This is a genomic window from Empedobacter falsenii, assembly GCF_019308355.1.
Taxonomy (GTDB): domain Bacteria; phylum Bacteroidota; class Bacteroidia; order Flavobacteriales; family Weeksellaceae; genus Empedobacter; species Empedobacter falsenii_B.
The window spans coordinates 16,377-31,675 of record NZ_JAAGKM010000030.1; the positions used below are offsets into that span (position 1 = coordinate 16,377).

Below are 15,299 nucleotides of genomic sequence, written 5' to 3' on the forward strand. Positions count from 1 at the left end.
TTTATTAATGTGGGTGTAAATTAAGTGAAAATTTTTTAATTCTTCTAAATTTTTTACGTTGTTATCATATTAAATTTTCAATCTACTTGAAATCAATAGAATTTTTTACTGATTTGACAATTAAAAAATAATCAAAACAATATATCTAATATTAAACAATGTGTAATTTTATTAAAATCAGCCTTCCCACAAAAGATAACCTATCGCAAATTTATTCAATAATTATACATATTTATATTTTTTTTTAAGAATTAAATTATTATTTTGACTTTTGCACTTCAATAATTATAAATGCTATGAAAGTTTGTATTGCCGAAAAACCTAGTGTTGCTAAAGATATCGCCAAAGTAATTGGTGCGAATCAAAAGCACGATGGATACTATGAAGGAAATGGATTTCAGGTCACTTGGACTTTCGGACACTTGTGTACATTAAAAGAACCGCAAGATTATACACCCGAGTGGAAAAGCTGGGATCTTAATTATTTGCCAATGATTCCGCAAAGTTTCGGAATTAAATTAATTGCAGATAAAGGTGTCTCGAAACAATTTCATATCATCGAAAAATTAGTCACAAACGATCAAGTCGACGAGATAATAAACTGTGGTGATGCCGGACAAGAAGGAGAATTGATACAACGTTGGGTTTTACTTAAAGCACGTGCAAAAGCACCAATGAAGCGTTTGTGGATATCTTCATTAACAGAAGAAGCGATTAAAGAAGGTTTTGATAACTTGAAAGATGGAGAAAAATATTTCAATCTTTTTTCTGCTGGGCAAGCACGTGCAATCGGCGATTGGTTATTAGGAATGAACGCTACACGATTGTTTACCAAAAAATTTGCGCCGCCAAAAACAGTTCTTTCTATTGGTCGTGTGCAAACACCTACTTTGGCAATGATTGTTCAGCGTCAAAAAGAAATAAATGCCTTTGTAGTTGATGAATATTGGGAATTAAAAACGATTTTCAAAGAAGTAGAATTTAATGCGACAATTCCTCGTTTAAAATCTGAAGAAAAAGCTAAACAAGGTTTAGATTTCATCAAAGATAGAGAATTTGAAATTATTGATTTCGAAGTAAAAGAGGGACGCGAAAAAAATCCTCGCCTATTCGATTTGACTTCTTTACAAGTAGAAGCGAATAAAAAATATGCGTTTTCGGCAGAAAATACCTTAAAATATATACAAAGTCTTTACGAGAAAAAATTTGTGACTTATCCTCGTGTTGATACAACATATTTATCGGAAGATATTTATCCAAAAGTTCCTGGAATTTTGAATAAATTAACCGCTTATCAAAATTTGATTGCTCCTTTGATGACGCAACCTATTCCGATGTCGAAAGCAGTTTTTGATAACACAAAAGTAACCGATCACCACGCTATTATTCCGACCGAAATCTTTCCACAAGGTTTATCGAACGAAGAAAAACGTATCTATGATTTGGTTGCGCGACGTTTTATTGCTGTTTTTTATCCAGAATGTAAAGTTGCCAACACAACTGTCGAAGGAAAAGTTGAAAATACAGGAAAAGATGGACTACTTTCTGCGATAAATTTTAAAGCTACGGGAAAACAAATTCTCGAAATAGGCTGGCGTGAAGTCTATGCAAAAGATAAAAAGGAAGACGAAAAAGATGAGGAAAAAATAATGCCGATTTTTGAGATTGGTGAAAAAGGTCCTCACGAACCATTTATTCACAAAGGAAAAACAACTCCGCCAAAACATTATACAGAAGCGACTCTATTGCGCGGAATGGAAACTGCTGGACGACAAGTGGATGATGAAGAAATGCGCGAATTGATGAAAGAAAATGGAATTGGTCGACCTTCTACGCGTGCAAATATTATCGAAACCTTGTTTCGTAGAAAATACATAGAAAAGAAAAAACGTAATATTATCGCCACACAAACGGGTATTGATTTAATTGATACCATTCAAGATGAATTATTAAAATCTCCTGAATTGACTGGTGTTTGGGAACGAAAACTTCGTTTGATTGAAAAAGGTGAATACGAATTAGAACAATTTAAGCAAGAATTGATTGAAATGGTTTCGAAACTAACATTTGATGTAAAAAATAGTTACTTCAGACCAATCGCTTCTCATCAGAATTCAGTTCAAATAGCTGAAAAACCTAAAAAGGAACGTAAACCAAAAGAAGAAATTAATCTGGAAGATGCAACTTGTCCAAAATGTAAAACACATAAATTAGTCAAAGGAAAAGCCGCTTATGGTTGTGCAAACTTTGCAGCATGTGGATTCAAAATTCCGTTCGAGTTTATGGGTAAAAAATTAACTGATAAACAAATTTTGGATTTGTTAACCAAACAAAAAACTGGAAAAATGGCTGGCTTAATCAATCCTGAAAATGGAGAAAAAGTTACTGGTAAAGCTATTTTAGGAATGAATTTCGATTTAGAATTTGAAGAAATGTAAAAAAAATAAAGCGAGTTTCGAAATTCGAAACTCGCTAATTATATTTCTCTAACGTTTCTTTCAAAATTGTTTTGACTTTTTCTTTCAATTTTTTAGGTTCGATAATTGTAACTGAACGACTCATAGAAAGAATTTCGCTGATAAAATCTTCGGTCAAAAATAGTTCTAAACCAATTAAAACTTCATCGTTTTTAGTTTCTAAAATTTGTTGGGATTCGTGCAAAGGCAAAGATTCTAAATAGGCCGCTTGTTTTTTGGTCACAGAAAGCACTATTTTTTCTGGTTTTTCTGAACTTGGAACAATAATCCCGAACGAATATTTGTACTTATCATTGTAATTAAACTCGATATTATCATCAATTTTATCTCTAAGAATCAAAACTTTATTCATTCGTTCCAAACCAAAATTTTTGACAATTCCTTTATCATCCGCAATCAAATACCATCGGTTATTGTGCTCTCTAATTGCAATTGGAGAAACTTTACGAATCGTTTCTTTTTCCTCTCCAAATTTTTGATAATGAAATTCAATTTTCTTTTTTCCTTGAATTGCTTGTACAATATCTGGTAAAAATTCGGCGCGTTTTGGCTTTCTTTTTTCCAAATACACAATAGATTCGAGCGAATTTGTCAATTTCAAAGCAGAAAAACTATTAATTTCTTCTAAAGTTTTCAGAAATAAATCAGAGCTATAATCGTCTTGAATAATATAATATCCACGCTGACTGCGACTATACATTATATCAATTCCCAATATATTTCTGATTTCTTGAATATCGCGCTGTAATGTACGTTTAGAGAAATTAAACTCTAATGTATCATCATTAAGTTGAAGCATTTCAAATTCTCTTTCCAAAAAACGCTCTAAATCTTCATAAGAACAATATTTTTGTTGTGATAATTTACGAACAATATTGAAATAACGCGCGATATAACCTTGTTTTGACATTGAATTGGAAGTGTTTGAGCAAACTTAAGTTATCTGTAATTAAAAACAAAAAAAAGTAACATTTCATTACAAAATGTTACTTTTTCTTCATTAATAAAAATGAAATATTCGAAAAAACGGATTCTATTTTTTAGATTTTTTTACTTTTGTTTTTGCATCTTTCGTAGCTGCTTTTACATCTTGTACCGCCGCTTCTATTGTTGTTGTAGCTGAGTCTACCGTAGCTGCCGCTGAATCTACTACTACTTCTGATGTTATTTCAACTGGAGTTGTGCTATCTTCAACTTTCGCTGTTTCGATGAAATTAGAAAGTTTATCAACAATTTCTGCGTTAGAAGTTGGTTCATTCTTCACTTTTACGCTTAAGAAAATTGATGGTGCAGCATTATCTTGAATATAATTTGATTCGTTTTGATAAACTCCGTCATTTTTAACAGCTGTTGAATTTAAGTTTTCTGTTAACTCTTTTGCTACTTTAACTGTTTCGTTAAATGCAACATTTTGTTTAAAAACAACTGCGGCAACTTTATTTGTATTATCATCAGTTTTTTCAAAATTTAATGTCATGATTAACTCAGGTTTTAAACTATCGATGATTGATCTTTTCTCTTCATCTTTTAATCCTTTCGTTAAATCTTTCCATAAAAGAACCTGAACATTTTCTTTATTCAAAGATTCTAACTTTGTTTTAAATTCTGATGCGATATTTGTTCCTGATTCTACAGCGATATTATCTACAATATCTAAAATGACAACTTTTGGTGCATCTTCTACAACTTTATTTGTAATTTCTGTTGTAGGAACTTTTATTTCATTTTTTGTAGTAAAAGAGAAAGAAACTAACCCTATTGCTACGACTCCTAATACTTGCGTCAATTTTTTCATAATAAATGTGTTTTGTTTAAAAATGATACTTTTTAAATAGTTAGTACATTTTAGAACTTTGCAGACACTGTTCCGAAAACTCTTAATTAATCCTAATAAATGTTATAGTTTTCTTAATTGACTTATTTTATAAGGGATTCAGAGGAGTTAAATTTATTATTTTTCAAAATTTAGAAAATATAAAACATAAAAAAAGCTCAACTAAGTTGAGCTTTTATATTATTTACATGCAGCAATTATCTGCACAAAATCATCATATTTTAATGAAGCACCACCAACAAGACCGCCGTCAATATCTGGTTGAGCAAAAATTTCGTTCGCATTCTGTGCATTTACACTTCCTCCGTACAAAATACTTGTATCATTCGCGACTTCTACGCCAAATTCATCATTCAAAACTTTACGAATAAATGCATGAATTTCTTGCGCTTGCTCTGGTGTAGCTGTTTTTCCAGTTCCAATTGCCCAAACTGGTTCGTAAGCAATAATCAAACGAGAAAGATCTTCTGGTTTTTGAGCAACTAAAGCATCCATTAATTGGGTTTTTACAACCTCAAAGTGTTTATCAGCTTCACGTTCTTCTAATTTTTCTCCTACACAAAGAATTGGATTAATTTGATGTTTAAAAGCTTGTTTTAATTTCTCAGCAATTACAATATCTGTTTCTCCTTGATATTCTCTACGCTCAGAATGCCCAATAATAGCGAAATCTAATCCGATACTATCCAATTGTTCTGCTGAAATATCTCCTGTATACGCTCCTTTTTCGTGAGCAGAAATATCTTGCGAAGAAATCTTAACATATTGCTCATCTACAGCTTCTAACAATGTTTGTAAATAAATAGAAGAAGGCGCAATTATAACTTGTGCAATTGGATGATTATCTGCCACCCAAGCATTAAGGTTTGTTGCTAAATGAATTGCTTCTTCATAATTTAAGTTCATTTTCCAGTTTCCTGCTACTATTCTATCACGCATAAAAAAGTGTATTTTATTTGATTTTGGTTTTAATATTTACTGCAAGATAATTATTTATCGTGAAATTATTACTGATTTATTTTATGCGAACGCGCGGATCTAAAATTCCGTAAAGAATATCGACCAAAATATTAATCACAATAAACATCACAGCAATCACTAAAACAGCTCCCATCACAATTGGTAAATCTAATGTATTTAATGCATTTACGATTTCTTTTCCTAAACCATTCCAACCAAAAACAAATTCCACAAAAACCGATCCTGCCAACATCGACGCAAACCAACCTGAAATTGCTGTAATTACAGGATTTAAAGCATTTCGTAATGCATGTTTTGTAATCACCGTTTTTCTAGAAAGTCCTTTTGCAAAAGCTGTTCGGATATAATCTTGGTTCAAAACTTCTAACAACGAATTTCGTGTTAATTGCGTAAAAACCGCTAACGGACGCGAACCTAATGTAATTGCTGGAAGAATTAAATTTTTCAACATCAAATGTTTTCCTTCTCCCAAATCATCCACTTCATATAGACTTCCAATCATATTCAGCCCTGTAATATCATGCATTAAAAAAGCAAAAATATAGGCAATGATAATTGCCGAAAAGAAAGACGGAATACTCATACCAAAGCTTGTTACGACCAACAAAACTCTGTCAATCCATGTATCTTTCATCAAAGCAGAAACAATTCCCAACACAACACCAATTATCGTTGCAATAATAATGGCTGCAATTGCCAAAACCATTGTATTTGGTAAAGTTTCTCCAATAATTGTACTGACGCTTTTTCCTTGTTTTTGAAAAGATTCACGTAAATAAGGCGTTTTCAAAACCATTTCATTTGTTCCGAAATCTATCAATTTTGTGTAATTGTATTTATCAGAACTTAATGAAGTATATGTTGTATTGTTTTCGTCAATATTATGAAAAGAAATCGGTGAAAGATCGTTTAAATAAAAAGCATATTGTTTCCATAAAGGTTGATCTAAACCTAAGTTTTTTCGAATTTGAGCCAATTGCTCAGGATCTTCTTTTTGATCAAGCATCATACGTGCAGGATCACCAGGAAGAACCGAAAACAATAGAAAAACTACAGTCACCACTCCAAAAAGTGTCAGAAATCCGTAGAAAATTTTATTTAAAATATAATTAATCACTTTTTAAAATAATTCTTCTAATTGATTAATTGAAGGAAAATTGTTGTCATGATATTTCGCTTTTACCGTTCCTTTTTCTAAAATCATCACTCCAGGATTTGAACGAATAATTGTTTTCATCGTCGTTTGATCCATAAAACAATTTTCCAATTCTAAACCTTTAATTGGATTATTCGAAACCGCTGTTACAATAAAACCTTTTGCTTTCGCTTCTTTTCCTAAAGTATTTAATTTCGCAATTTGTTTATCATTTACTTTTTCAACAAATGGAATGACAAAAACAATCGCTTTCGGGGCATTTAAAATTTCAGACGTTTTATCAACTCCATTGCAATCAAAATTAAAATCATGAATTGGTGGTTCGTACCCTTTTTTCTCTACAATTGTACGTGTTTTATCCGCTTCAATCACCCAAGGCGTTCCATGTTTATACCACTTATCATCGGCAATATATTGCGCATCATCAATTTCTACCACTTTTCCATCTACACTATTTCTCATGGTGTAAATCGTTTTATACGTTGTTGGTTTCAAACCTAACTCTTGGGGAGATTTCATTCCTTCAATTAAATTTTTGCCAACTGCATAAGGTCTAAAATCGATAATTGGTAAATGATTAATTCCGATATAAGCAATAATTGCAGAACCTAAAATTGTTATAAAATTGATTACGTAATTCGCTTTTTCGACAAATAATGGTTTGATATATTTTTGACCAATCACTAAAATAATGATCAACACCAAAAGCACAACATCTTTGTAAAATGATGTCCAAGGTTCTAACTTTAGTGCATCACCAAAACATCCACAATCGGTTACTTTGTTGAAATAAGCTGAATAAAATGTTAAAAATGTGAAGAAAATAATCGTTAACAATAAAGCTATTGTTGTAAATCTTTTCCAAACGCCAAGCAATAATAAAACGCCTAAAACAATTTCAAAAATGGAGAAAAATGTTGCCAAAGGCAAACTCAAACCTTCTAAAAATGGAATATTAAGAACTGTTGGCGAAAAATATTCTTCTAATTTGAAACTTAATCCAATTGGATCAACATTTTTTACAAATCCAGAAATTATAAAAATGACACCAACTATAATTCGGGCAAATTGAACTAAATATTTCATGAAGCTTTCTTTTCGTTAATTAAAATCATTGCGAAAATCGAATAATTAATCATATCCAAATAATTTGCATCTAAACCTTCAGACACAATTGTTTTTCCTTTATTATCTTCGATACTTTTTGTGCGCAAAACTTTCTGATAAATTAAATCTGTGATCGAACTTACACGCATATCTCTCCAAGCTTCACCGTAATCATGATTTTTTTTCATCATCAAATCGTGCGCAATTGTTGCATATTTATCATAAAATTCGATAGCTTGTTCGTCTGTCAAATCTGGCTGATCTGCAAAACCAAGTTCCAACTGAATCAATGCCATAATCGAATAATTAACGATTGCCACAAATTCTCCTTCTTCGTCTTCATCAACCAAACGCTCCGCTGCTTCTTGCAACGTACGAATACGGTTTACCTTGATAAAAATTTGATCTGTTAAAGACGGCAAACGCAGTACACGCCAAGCTGGACCGTAATCTTGTAATTTTTTTGTATATAAATCTCGACAAACAGAGATGATTTCTTTAAATTGAATTGAGGTATTTTTCATAATTTCGTTTCGATTTCAAAAATAATTGAAATTGCTTAAAGAACTTCTAAGATATGACAATTAATTGTAATGGTCGTTTGATTGATTTGAACGAGCCTAAAATTATGGGAATTTTGAATACAACGCCAAACTCTTTTTACGATGGTGGCAGTAATCAATCGATGAATTTGATTTTAGAAAAAGTTGAAAAACACTTGTCCGAAGGTGCCGATATGATTGATGTTGGTGGTTATTCGACAAAACCTGGAGCAGAAAATATTTCGGAGCAGGAAGAAATTGATAGAACTGCACCAATTATCGAAAAAATTATTGAAGAATATCCAGAATTGATTATTTCGATTGATACTTTTCGAGGAAATGTTGCACGTGAAGCTGTAAAAGTTGGTGCTTCTATTATAAATGATGTTTCGGGTTGGGAGTTAGACGAAAATATGTTTGATGCAATCAAAGAACTTCGAGTTCCATACATTTTAATGCATATGAAAGGAACGCCAAAAACAATGCAAAATAATCCTGAATATGCAGATATTACGCTGGAAGTAAACGAATATTTTTCCAAAAAAATTGCGCAATTAAAAGCTGCAAAAGTGAATGATATTATTTTAGATCCTGGTTTTGGTTTTGCAAAAACATTGGATCATAATTATGAATTATTCAATAAAATGGAAGCTTTAGGTTTTGAAGGTTTTCCTTTGCTGATCGGAATTTCGAGAAAATCGATGATTTATAATTTATTCGAAACAACTCCGCAAGAAGCTTTAAACGGAACTTCTGTCCTGAATATGGTTGCGTTACAAAAAGGTGCAAAAATTTTGCGTGTGCACGATGTAAGAGAAGCAAAAGAAACCTTACAAATTTTCCAAAAATTGAATCAAAAATAAATAAGAAAGCCACTAAAAAGTGGCTTTTATTTTTAATCAATGATTTTACTATTTGGAAAGAAAACTTTGAACGTATCAACAATATTGATATCCGAAGTCAAAATTTGCCAATGTGAATCTTTCACAAATTCAAACACAACTTCGTTGTCGTATAAATTTTCATCCTCAATATTTACATGCAAATTATTTTCTTTTCTATCTCCAATAATCAACGCCTCCGTTACATGTTCCATTTTATAACACAAACTTTCTAACTGATCATATTCCACAAAAATTCCGTCTTGTTGATCAATCACTTCTTGCAATTCGAAAACCGAATATTCGTCCGTTTCACTTTCACCATCAACCCAAAGAATTTTCCAAAAATAATCCTGTATATCTTTTATTGGAGCAATCACCTCTTCCATTCGTTGAATTTGGTTTTCGTCTTCTCCGTAAATTTCTATTTTATAAATTTCCATATCTATTACAAAATTAAAAAAGTAACTTCAAACGGAAGTTACTTTTTTACAATTTTATACTTTTTCTAACTCATGTTTCACACGTTTTTCAGATTTGATATCCATAACCTGAATCGATTCTTTGCTAAAAATCTTGAACGAATGTTCATGTTTTTCTAATAGAAAATCATAAGGTCCTTTTTGCGCGATTAATTTCACTAAAACTGGCGCAGTTTCTAACGAGATAAACACAAGAGCTATAAAAATAGCTGCAGTCCCTAAAATTGAATTATTAACTGATAATTCATCTAAAGCTTGCATACGAGCTGCAAATCCATTGTAATTCTCTTCCGTTGGTTTCGCCGCATCAATTTCTTTCTCTTTCGCCACATTCAATCGATCCAATTCTTTGTTAATTTCAGCCAAACGAGGCGCAGATTGTTGAATATAGGTTTCGATTTCGGCAGCTTTTTGTTTTTTCAATTCTGCTTTTCGTTTCGCATTTGGTCCATAACCTTCGCGACCAGTTGTTGTTTCAGTTTGTGTACCCACAACTTCTTTTTCCAATTCGGTAGAAGCTGAATTATACTCGTTTCTTAATTTATCAATTTCTGCATAAATTTCTTTTCTTTCATTCGAAAAAGGTGTTCCCAATTCAGCATAACGCGCATCAATTCCTTTTTGTAATTCCGCTTTATTACGATTAACAATAATATTTAATTGCTTGTTAATTTCTTTCTCGAAAATTTTTAATTCTAACGGTTTCGAAATCACAATACCTAATAAAACTGCAACCAATATACGTGGCAAAGCAACAAAAAACTGACGAAAAAATCCACCTGATTTTTTCATTGATGTGACAATATATCGGTCAAGATTAAAAATCATCAATCCCCACAACAAACCAAAACCTGTTGCTGCATATATATTATCAAAAACAGTATTCAGCGCATATCCAGCAGACAAAGCCGCCAAAATTCCTGTAAATAATATGACACCTCCAATACCGACATGTTTATTGATATCTGTTGGTGTTTTTTTCAAGAGTTCAAGACTACTCCCTGAACAGATGATTAAAAATTTCTGTAGTCCATTCATTTTGCAAATATAGTACTTTGTATAACATATTATTAAATATCATGCCAAAAAAAGCTGACAATCAAATTGTCAGCTTATATTTTTAAAAAAAACTTACTTAATCAGATTAAGCTTGTTCTTCGATTTTAATTCTCCATCCATAAGGATCTTCTGCTAATCCGTATTGAATATCTTTTAATTTCTTTTTCAATTGTAATGCAAAAGATTCTTCTTCAGCTAAGGTTGGTAATTGAGCACGCTCTTCACCAAATCCAACAGCATCGTATTGTGTAATTACAACAGCTGTTCCACAGCCAAATACTTCTTTTAATTCTCCAGATTTGTAAGCATCATACAATTCTTGTACTTCTACAGGACGTACTTCTACTTCATATCCACTATCTTTTGCTAATGTTAAAACAGAATCACGTGTTACTCCGTTCAAAATACGCTCAGACGTTGGCGCAGTTAAAATTTTATTTCCTATACGCACCATCACATTCATTGTCCCTGCTTCTTCAATGTATTTATGCTCGATAGAATCTGTCCAAATTACTTGATCATAACCATCTTTTTGAGCTTCAGAAGTTGGAAAGAAAGATCCAGCATAGTTTCCTCCACATTTTGCAAAACCAACACCTCCCTGAGCTGAACGACTATAATAATCAGCAATTTTTACTGATAAAGGTTTATCGTAATAATTAGGAGCATAAGCTAATAAAATAGCAAAAATATATTCGTTAGATGCCCTAGCAGAAACTGCTTCTTCTGTTGCGAACATTACTGGACGAATATATAATGACGTTCCGTAATCTTTTGGTACCCATTGACGATCGATATCAATAATCGCTTCTAAACCATCAATAAAAATTTCTTTCGGAATTTGAGGCATATTAAGACGTGCCGCAGATAAATTAAAACGCTCGAAGTTTTTCTCTGGACGGAAAATAAATACTTCTTCGTTATCATTTTTGTAGGCTTTCATTCCTTCAAAAATTGTTTGACCATAATGGAAAGACATCGCTGCTGGAGTCATTGAAATTGGTCCGTAAGGAACAATTTTTGGCTCATCCCATTTACCATCTTTGTAATGCGCGATCAACATGTGATCTGTAAACTCTTTCCCAAAAGTAGTAGAGTTAAAAACTGAATCGTTAAATTTTGATTCAGCAATTTTTTCTATAATCATTTTATGATATATTTTGTTTGTGCTTATCAAAGGTACATTTTATTTGCACTTTTTCATAATAAATATCATAACTTTCGACGATGAAAAGAATTATTCAAGAAACGGAAGATGGATCTAAAACTATCTATATTGAAGATTGGGATGAATCTTATCATTCTAAGCATGGCGCTGTACAAGAGGCTTTTCATGTATTTATAAAAAATGGATTTCATCATTTTACAGAAACAAAAAATCCTATAAAAATTATAGAAATTGGATTAGGTACGGGACTTAATTCTTTCATTACTTTGATGGAAGCTGAAAAACATAAAACTCCAGTGCAATATGTTGGAATTGAAAAATTTCCAGTTTCTGATGAAGAATTTGAATTGGTGAATTATTTTGAAAATGTTTTCAAACTTTATCCGGAATTTGAACATCGAAAAGAAGAATTTTTAGATTATTATCAACAATTATTTCATTCGAATTGGGAAAATTGGCATAAAATTTCTCCCTATTTTGAAATTAAAAAAGTAGAAGAAGATTTTTTCAATCTGAAAAACATCAACGAAAATAATTTTGATTTGGTTTATTTTGATGCATTTGGTTCTCGTGTTCAACCAGAATTATGGGAAAAAGAATTGTTAGAAATTGTTGATTCTTTAACTAAAAAATCTGCCATTTTTACCACTTATGCAGCGAAAGGAACCATAAAAAGAGGTTTGAAAGATTTGGGCTATATTGTACAAAAACGTCCTGGGCCTCCAGGAAAACGTGAAATGATGGTTGGTTTGAAGGACTTTCCATTTGATAAATAATCTCCTTTATCATTAATTATAAAAATCGTAAATTTGCGCTGGAAAACAATTTGATGTTTTCTACATTTTTTTATGACAAATTATATCGAATATAAATTTAAAGTTGCGGAAGTAGAGCCTTTTAATGAAATTATTATTGCAATGATTTCTGAACTACCCTTTGAAAGTTTTGTTGAAAACGAAGAAGGTTTTGATGCTTACATGCCAAAAACTGACGAAAATATTGACCAAGTAAAAGAAGTGATTGATTCTATCGAGAATATTGATTTTTCTTATACGCGTCAAGAAATTGAACAACAAAATTGGAATGCAACTTGGGAAGAAAATTTCACGCCAATTTTAGTGAATGACCAATGTTTGATTCGTGCAGAATTTCACGAAACAGTTGAAAATATTCCTTACGAAATTATCATTCAACCAAAAATGTCTTTTGGGACTGGACATCACTCTACAACACATTTGATGGTAGAATATATCTTGGAAACTGAATTTACAGGAAAAGATATTTTGGACATGGGCTGTGGAACGTCAATTCTTGCAATTTTAGGAATGAAACGTGGTGCAAATTATGCAGAATGTATCGATATTGACGAGTGGGCTGTGGAAAATTCTATCGAAAATGGAAAACGAAATGGTGTTAGTTTAGATGCGAAAATGGGTGATAATTCACTTTTGGGAAGCAAACAGTTTGACATTATTTTAGCGAATATCAACAAAAATATTTTAATCAGTCAAATTCCTTCTTACATCAATGTTTTGAATGAAAATGGTGATTTATTTTTAAGTGGATTGATGGAGCAAGATTTTGATGATATCTTAGCTTTTTGTACAGAAAATGGTTTGAAATTTGTATCTAAAAAACAACGAAATGAGTGGATTGCGCTACATTTCAAAAAATAAAATGATATGACAAAATACGCAACGCAACCCATGTGGGAAACGGAAAAAGATTCGGCTGTTGATGTATTGGAACAGGAATCACACAAATATCAAATTATTGTTTACAATGATGATGTGAATACTTTTGATTGGGTAATCGAATCGTTGATTGATGTTTGTGAACACACGCCAGAGCAAGCGGAACAATGTTCTATTTTGATTCACTACAAAGGTAAATGCGAAGTCTTGACGGGTGAATTAGAAGATTTAAAACCTCGATGCACAGAATTATTGAACCGAGGTTTAAGTGCAGAAATTATTTAGAATTTCTTAATAATCATATAAAGCAAAATCAGAATCGTCTAATGTTACATTGGACGATTTTTTGTTTTGATCACTCACTATATACGAATCATAGATCTTCTCGTAAACATGATTTTCTGTTTTTGTATCCACAACTTCTGTAGATTTTTCTGTAGAATTAATCACAAAAGGAGTTACAACCAATGCTAATAGCAATATACAAGCAGCAGCCCACCAAATATTGAAATGTACAACTTTTGTTTCTTTTTTATCAATAGTTTTCGATAAAATTGACTGTTCTAAATCGTCAAAATAATTAGTAGGGGTTGTATAATTTTCCTTTTGTTTTAAGCTTTTAAAATAAATTTCATCTTCTAAATTCTTAAAATAATTCTCTGGAACCTTAAAATTATTTTTTAATCCATTTTCTTTCATATCATTCATAAGACAAAAAAAAGTTAAAAAGGTTTAATCTTCATCCTCTAAAAATTCTTTAATTTTTGTAACTGCATGATGATAAGACGCCTTTAGCGCACCAACAGATGTTCCTGAAATTTCAGAAATTTGTTCATATTTCATTTCATCATAATATTTCATCATAAATACTACGCGCTGCTTTTCTGGCAAACTTGCAATCGCTTTTTGTAGTTTCAACTCAATTTCATCTCCTGTAAAATACTCATCCGTAGATAAATCATCTGCAATATTCATCGAATAATCTTCAAACGAAACATTTTGTTCTTTAGCATTTTTATGAATAAAATTGATGGTTTCGTTATAAGTAATCCTAAAAATCCATGTCGATAATTTTGATTCATTTTTGAATGAATTCAAATTTTGATAGATTTTGATAAAAACATTTTGAGCAATATCATCTGCATCTTCATGAATCAAAACCATACGACGAATTTGCCAATAAACTCTCTGATGATAATCTTTTACAAGAAGTTTAAAAGCTTGTTCCCAATCCTTATTTAAAATGTGATTTAATATTTTCTGATCCAATTGAATAATATTAAGCTGTAAAGCTATTAAATTTGAAATGATAAACTTCTAATAATTTTGAACATAATCAAGATTTTATATTTTTTTTATGAAATCAAATCCATATTCCACATATACTTAAGTATGAACCTATCAATAAAAGTATATTTCTATTGAAAAATTTATTTGGGCATTCACTCGCTCTATTCCTCGTATTTATACAATCTCCCTCAATTATCTCTTAATAATTCAATAACAAGAAATGTAAATCGCTCGGTCGGGCTATCCGTTGCAATCTTTTGTAGAATAAAATTCTATTACAAGTAAGAAAATCCAATTTCTACAAAAGGATTTAGACTACTCTCCCTAACGCTGGTTGTAAGTTCTGAGTTAGTTGCAAAAAGGAAGCTTCCTTTTTATCAAGAAGAAGCTTCTAGTTGACTAATTAGAAACTCTTGTTGGATGAAAGCAAGCTTCTTGTTTTATAAAACATAGTCTGGAGATGTGGTAGCTTACATTTTACTTTGTACATTTTACAAAAAAGTATACCCACAAAAAAAGCCTCAAGTTGTTCACTTGAGGCTTTTGATAAAAACTGGCGACGACCTACTCTCCCGTAAGTAACAGTACCATCGGCGCAGGCAGGCTTAACTTCTCTGTTCGGAATGGG

Annotated in this window: 16 protein-coding genes and 1 rRNA gene; 5 read left to right on the plus strand and 12 right to left on the minus strand. The window is 31.5% G+C overall.

All coding sequences use genetic code 11. The features are described 5' to 3' along the window. The first annotated feature begins 296 nt into the window (after positions 1–296). Positions 297–2,438, plus strand: coding sequence for a type IA DNA topoisomerase (locus G0Q09_RS11170; RefSeq protein WP_219034930.1), 2,142 nt, complete (start codon positions 297–299; stop codon positions 2,436–2,438). Positions 2,439–2,472: 34 nt separating this feature from the next. Here G0Q09_RS11170 and G0Q09_RS11175 read toward each other — a convergent pair whose 3' ends face one another. From G0Q09_RS11175 to G0Q09_RS11200, 6 genes are all read right to left on the minus strand, one after another. Further along, a complete protein-coding gene (locus G0Q09_RS11175) occupies positions 2,473–3,387 on the minus strand; it encodes a helix-turn-helix transcriptional regulator (protein ID WP_038336869.1) in 915 nt (304 codons plus the stop codon). Between the two features lie 123 nt (positions 3,388–3,510). After that, positions 3,511–4,272, minus strand: coding sequence for a hypothetical protein (locus tag G0Q09_RS11180; protein WP_038336870.1), 762 nt, complete (start codon positions 4,270–4,272; stop codon positions 3,511–3,513). A gap of 219 nt (positions 4,273–4,491) precedes the next feature. Then, positions 4,492–5,250, minus strand: coding sequence for a triose-phosphate isomerase (gene tpiA / locus G0Q09_RS11185; protein WP_219034931.1), 759 nt, complete (start codon positions 5,248–5,250; stop codon positions 4,492–4,494). A 76-nt stretch (positions 5,251–5,326) separates the two neighbouring features. After that, positions 5,327–6,409 carry an ABC transporter permease gene (locus G0Q09_RS11190; RefSeq protein WP_219034932.1) on the minus strand — a complete coding sequence of 361 codons (1,083 nt, stop codon included), beginning with the start codon at positions 6,407–6,409 and terminating at the stop codon, positions 5,327–5,329. Positions 6,410–6,412: 3 nt separating this feature from the next. Further along, positions 6,413–7,534 (minus strand): BT_3928 family protein, encoded by a 1,122-nt coding sequence (locus tag G0Q09_RS11195; protein WP_219034933.1) that lies wholly within the window; start codon positions 7,532–7,534, stop codon positions 6,413–6,415. Next, positions 7,531–8,079, minus strand: a complete 549-nt coding sequence (locus tag G0Q09_RS11200) for a DUF1599 domain-containing protein (protein ID WP_038336876.1) — start codon at positions 8,077–8,079, stop codon at positions 7,531–7,533. The genes G0Q09_RS11195 and G0Q09_RS11200 overlap by 4 nt, the downstream gene beginning before the upstream one ends. A 53-nt stretch (positions 8,080–8,132) precedes the next feature. On the opposite strand from G0Q09_RS11200, the gene folP reads away from it, so the two are divergent. Further along, positions 8,133–8,960, plus strand: coding sequence for a dihydropteroate synthase (gene folP / locus G0Q09_RS11205; RefSeq protein ID WP_038336877.1), 828 nt, complete (start codon positions 8,133–8,135; stop codon positions 8,958–8,960). A 32-nt stretch (positions 8,961–8,992) separates the two neighbouring features. On the opposite strand, the gene G0Q09_RS11210 is transcribed toward folP, so the two are convergent. The 3 genes from G0Q09_RS11210 to G0Q09_RS11220 all read right to left on the minus strand — a co-directional run bounded on the left by G0Q09_RS11210 (position 8,993) and on the right by G0Q09_RS11220 (position 11,666). After that, a complete protein-coding gene (locus G0Q09_RS11210; protein ID WP_219034934.1) occupies positions 8,993–9,421 on the minus strand; it encodes a hypothetical protein in 429 nt (142 codons plus the stop codon). A 54-nt stretch (positions 9,422–9,475) separates the two neighbouring features. Beyond that, positions 9,476–10,498 (minus strand): DUF4407 domain-containing protein, encoded by a 1,023-nt coding sequence (locus tag G0Q09_RS11215; RefSeq protein ID WP_219034935.1) that lies wholly within the window; start codon positions 10,496–10,498, stop codon positions 9,476–9,478. A gap of 106 nt (positions 10,499–10,604) precedes the next feature. Then, entirely contained in the window at positions 10,605–11,666 is a 1,062-nt protein-coding gene (locus tag G0Q09_RS11220; RefSeq protein ID WP_219034936.1) for a branched-chain amino acid aminotransferase, read from the minus strand. 80 nt (positions 11,667–11,746) lie between these two features. Here G0Q09_RS11220 and mnmC2 point away from each other — a divergent pair, with 80 nt between their 5' ends. From mnmC2 to G0Q09_RS11235, 3 genes are all read left to right on the plus strand, one after another. Continuing rightward, positions 11,747–12,463, plus strand: a complete 717-nt coding sequence (gene mnmC2 / locus G0Q09_RS11225; protein WP_219034937.1) for a tRNA (5-methylaminomethyl-2-thiouridine)(34)-methyltransferase MnmC2 — start codon at positions 11,747–11,749, stop codon at positions 12,461–12,463. Between the two features lie 72 nt (positions 12,464–12,535). Continuing rightward, complete coding sequence (gene prmA, locus G0Q09_RS11230; RefSeq protein WP_038336885.1) at positions 12,536–13,363, plus strand: 50S ribosomal protein L11 methyltransferase; 828 nt, start codon at positions 12,536–12,538, stop codon at positions 13,361–13,363. Positions 13,364–13,369: 6 nt separating this feature from the next. Beyond that, positions 13,370–13,666, plus strand: a complete 297-nt coding sequence (locus G0Q09_RS11235; protein ID WP_180905936.1) for an ATP-dependent Clp protease adaptor ClpS — start codon at positions 13,370–13,372, stop codon at positions 13,664–13,666. A gap of 6 nt (positions 13,667–13,672) precedes the next feature. On the opposite strand, the gene G0Q09_RS11240 is transcribed toward G0Q09_RS11235, so the two are convergent. From G0Q09_RS11240 to rrf, 3 genes are all read right to left on the minus strand, one after another. Beyond that, positions 13,673–14,089 (minus strand): hypothetical protein, encoded by a 417-nt coding sequence (locus G0Q09_RS11240; RefSeq protein ID WP_125350307.1) that lies wholly within the window; start codon positions 14,087–14,089, stop codon positions 13,673–13,675. A gap of 24 nt (positions 14,090–14,113) precedes the next feature. Continuing rightward, on the minus strand, positions 14,114–14,650 hold the full coding sequence (locus tag G0Q09_RS11245) for an RNA polymerase sigma factor (protein ID WP_257468200.1): 537 nt from the start codon (positions 14,648–14,650) through the stop codon (positions 14,114–14,116). A gap of 572 nt (positions 14,651–15,222) precedes the next feature. Continuing rightward, positions 15,223–15,299 (minus strand): 5S ribosomal RNA (gene rrf / locus G0Q09_RS15265); the annotation flags it as partial.